Origin of the sequence: Kitasatospora sp. NPDC007106 (assembly GCF_040634455.1) — a bacterium.
Classification (GTDB): domain Bacteria; phylum Actinomycetota; class Actinomycetes; order Streptomycetales; family Streptomycetaceae; genus Kitasatospora; species Kitasatospora arboriphila.
The window spans coordinates 1-3862 of sequence record NZ_JBEYFP010000577.1 but is presented as its reverse complement, the minus strand read 5'-3'; the positions used below and the strand labels follow the sequence as shown (position 1 = coordinate 3862).

The following is a 3862-nucleotide window of genomic DNA, read 5'->3' as shown; positions in this document are numbered from 1 at the left end:
TGCGGAACACCGTCACCGCGAGGCCGGCGCAGGCGGTGTCGCCGGTGGCGGAGGCCGCGCCGCCGCCGTCGAGGACCTTCGTCCACGTCCCCGGCGGCAGGCCCACGTCGTAGGTGCTGCCGGTGGGGTTGTAGACGACGACGGTGTCGTAGCTCGTGGGCGCCGCGGCGTCGGAGCCGATGCGGCCGACCACCACGGAGCCGTCCACCTGGGCGGTCATCTGGTTGTGGACGGCGTCCCAGCCGGTGAGGCGCAGCGCCGGTGCGGCCTTCCGGAGCGCGACGGCGTCCTTGTAGTAGCGGAACACGGCCGCGTTGGCGGTCTTGTCGCCCCAGTGGATCGCGTTCACCGTGTCGGAGGCGTTGTAGGAGTTCTTCGCCGTGGCGTAGTCGCCCCCGACGACCTTGGAGCGGAGGAACTCGTCACCCTCGGCGATGACCGGGATCCCCTGGGAGGTGAGCACCATGCCGACGGCGAACCGGTCGATCCGGCCGGCCGTTCCGGCTGCGCCGCCGCTCGCCCCGGAGTAGGTGATCTTGTCGTAGAGGTTCAGGTTGTCGTGGATCGAGGCGTAGTTCACGGTCTGCTCGGGGTCGTAGGCGAACGCCGGGCTCCACAGGTCGGACAGGACGGCGGTGCTCTTCGCGTCCGTCGGTGAGCCGCGCATGCCGAAGGCGATGGCGCCGGGGTTGCCCGAACCGCCCATGTAGGCCATGACGTCGTCGTCCGTGCCGCCCCGGATCGCGTCCCGGTAGACGCCGTTGAAGACGCCGACGTGCGCCGGTGCGAGGGCCGGGACGGTGCCGTAGCGCACCTTCTGGGCCTCCTGCGGGTCGGCGGCGGCGCTCCACGGCTCCCCGTACAGCAGGAGGTTGCGGTCCGGGTAGGTGGTGTTGAGGTAGCCCGCCCAGGCGGAGACGCTGCTGTAGCGGTGCACCCCGGCGAGGTCGAAGCGGAATCCGTCGACGTCGTAGTCGCGGACCCAGTGCTCCAGCGAGTCCCGGATCATGCGGCTGACCATCGGGTTGCCGTCGTCGATCGAGTTGCCGGTGGCGGACAGGTCGGTCGGCGTGTAGTACTTCCCGGTGATGCCGCCGAAGACGTTCTTGTCGTAGGTGTGGTTGTAGACCACGTCCATGACCACGCGGATGCCGTTGCGGTGGAATCCGTCGACCATGTCCTTGAACTCGCGGATCCGGTCCTCCGGCGCGCTGAACTGGGAGTACTGCTCCTCGGGGACGTTGTAGTCGACCGGGTCGTAGCCCCAGTTGGGCACGGTGCTGCCGAAGTCGAACGAGGGCATCAGCTGGACGGTGGTGACGCCCAGTTCCTTGAGGTGGTCGATGCCCGTCCTGGCGCCGCCGGCGGTGGTGGTGCCGGTCTGCACCAGGCCGAGGAACTTCCCGCGCTTGGCAGGGTCCACCCCGGAGCTGGCGTCGACGGTGAAGTCGCGGACGCTCAACTCGTAGACGACGGAGTCCTCCCGATCGGCGAGGGCGGGCCGCGGGGCCCGGCTGCCGCCGGTCGGCGCGACCGAGGCGGTGTCGACGACGACGCCCTGGGTGGTGCCGGGCCTGACCATCTGGGCGTAGGGGTCGCGGACGGCGGTGCCGCGCACGGAGAACTGGTAGGCCTGGTCCTTGAGGTCGCCGCCGACCACGGCCTGGTAGACGGCGGAGTAGCCGCTCACGGTCACCGGGGTCATCGGGTGGCTGGTGCCGCCGACGCTGACGCTGACGTCGGAACTGTCGGGCGACCAGAGCCGGAAGGTGGTGCCGGTGGGGGAGTAGATCGCGCCGAGCGTGGCGGGGGTGTCGGTGGCCTCGGTGCTCCGCACCGTCGTCAGGTGCGTGGCGGCGGAGTAGGAGAACGTGGTGGCCGCCCCGTCCGCGGGGACGGTGAAGCCGATGTTCGCGCCGCCCGCCGCCCCGCCGGCACCGTAGTTCTCCGTCCAGGACTGTCCGACGGTGACCTTGGTGTTCCACGCCCCGGCGGGGATCGCGGTCGTGGTGTAGCTGTAGACGCCGTCGCCGTCCGGGTCCTGCAGGGTGGTGGCCGCGCAGGTCGGTGCCCAGTCGGCGCCGCAGCCGAGTTCGGACTGGTAGTCGCCGACGGCGGTGACGACCGGCCGGACGGAGCTGTCGACCAGGTGCGTGGCCGGGTCGTAGACGAACGCGACCGAGGCGCCGCCCGCGGGCACGGTCACGGACAGGTTGGCGCCGCCCGCCGCGCCGCCCGCGCCGTAGTTCTCCGTCCAGCCGTTGTCGATCGCGACCTTGTACTCGTAGCTGCCGGCGGGCAGGGCGAAGGCGGCCGCCCACCGTCCGTCGGAGCGCTGCGCGAGCTGCGCCCGTGGGCAGTCGGGCTGCCAGTCGCCGGAGCAGCCGATCTCGCTGTCGAAGGTTCCGGGCAGGCTGACGGCGGCCGGCGCGGCGTCGGCCGTGGACGCCGTGAGCGACACGAGGGCGGTGGCGAGCAGGAGGAGCACCGCGAACGACGCCGTCCTGGCCGATCTTGCGCGCGGAAAGGTGTGAGCCATGGGGGACTGCCTCCCGGGCGGCCCGGGACGTCGGCGCGACGGCGTGTGGGGGCACGTCGCGGCCGTCCCGGGTGAAGGGTGGGTGGGGGTGCGCGGGGGGTCGCCGACCGGTGGGACGGGCGATCCCGGCCCGCGGGGGCGGTGGGGTGCGTCGCGCGACCGACGATCCCGCCGTCCTGAGGACACGTCAAGTCAGGGCGCACGGGGTTTCTGCAATTTGCAGCAAGGGCATTCGCTCCGTGCCGATGCCGACGGACCGGAGCGCGCGGACGGGGGAGGTTTGGCGGGCCGCCCGCGGAATCTTGTATGGTTCCTCGCGAATCATCCAGAGGGGTGGAGGGACCGGCCCTACGAAGCCCCGGCAACTCCCCGGTCGAACCGGCGTCCGAAGTACGCGCCGCGCCGCCCGGGATCAGTGCCAACTCCGGCCTGCCGCCACTGTGGCGCGGGAAAGATGAGGAGACACGGTGCTCTCTGTGCTGTCCTTCGCCCGGGCGCTTCCCGCCCCGGTCTCTCCGCGTACCCGTCCCGTGCCCGGCGCAGCCACTCGGCCGACTTCTCCGGCCTGTCCTCGCTGACCACCCCCGCTCCCGCGCGGAGCGTCCGTGGGCGGGGCCCCCGCCGCTCACGGGATCTGAGACGGAGTACCCATCATGGAGAACACCAGCGGCGTCGGCGTGCTCGACAAGGTCACCTCGATCCTCGGCACCCTGGAGGCCGGTCCCACCACCCTGGCCGGACTCGTGGCCGCCACCGGCCTGGCACGGCCCACCGCCCACCGGCTCGCCGTCGCACTGGAACAGCACCGCCTGGTCGCCCGCGACCTGCAGGGACGGTTCGCCCTCGGCCCCCGGCTCACCGAGCTGTCGGCGGCCGTCGGCGAGGACCGCCTGCTGTCCGCGGCCGGCCCGGTCCTGGCCCACCTGCGCGACCTCACCGGCGAGAGCGCCCAGCTCTACCGCCGGCAGGGCGAGGTCCGGATCTGCGTGGCCGCCGCCGAACGCCTCTCCGGCCTGCGGGACACCGTGCCGGTGGGCATCGCCCTCCCGATGAAGGTCGGCTCCGCGGCGCAGATCCTGCTCGCCTGGGAGGAGCCCGAACGCCTCCACCGCGGCCTGCAGGGCGCCCGCTTCACCGCCACCGCCCTCAGCGGCGTACGGCGCCGCGGCTGGGCCCAGTCCATCGGCGAACGCGAGGCCGGGGTCGCCTCCGTCTCCGCACCCGTGCGCGGTCCGGCCGGCCGGGTCGTCGCCGCCGTCTCCGTCTCCGGGCCGATCGAGCGGCTCACCCGGCACCCCGGCGCCCGGCTCTCCCAGGCCGTCG

2 protein-coding genes and 1 riboswitch are annotated in these 3862 nt (G+C 72.8%); of the genes, one reads left to right on the top strand and one right to left on the bottom strand.

Going from position 1 to position 3862, the window contains the following annotated elements:
* Nucleotides 1–2539 (bottom strand): alpha-amylase family glycosyl hydrolase (locus ABZ641_RS28700; protein WP_359986358.1); only part of this gene is annotated, 2539 nt, incomplete at its 3' end.
* A gap of 318 nt (nt 2540–2857) precedes the next feature.
* Nucleotides 2858–3000, top strand: a riboswitch (SAM riboswitch).
* Between the two features lie 192 nt (nt 3001–3192).
* Between ABZ641_RS28700 and ABZ641_RS28695 the strand changes: the two genes are divergently transcribed.
* Nucleotides 3193–3862 (top strand): IclR family transcriptional regulator (locus ABZ641_RS28695; protein ID WP_359986356.1); only part of this gene is annotated, 670 nt, incomplete at its 3' end.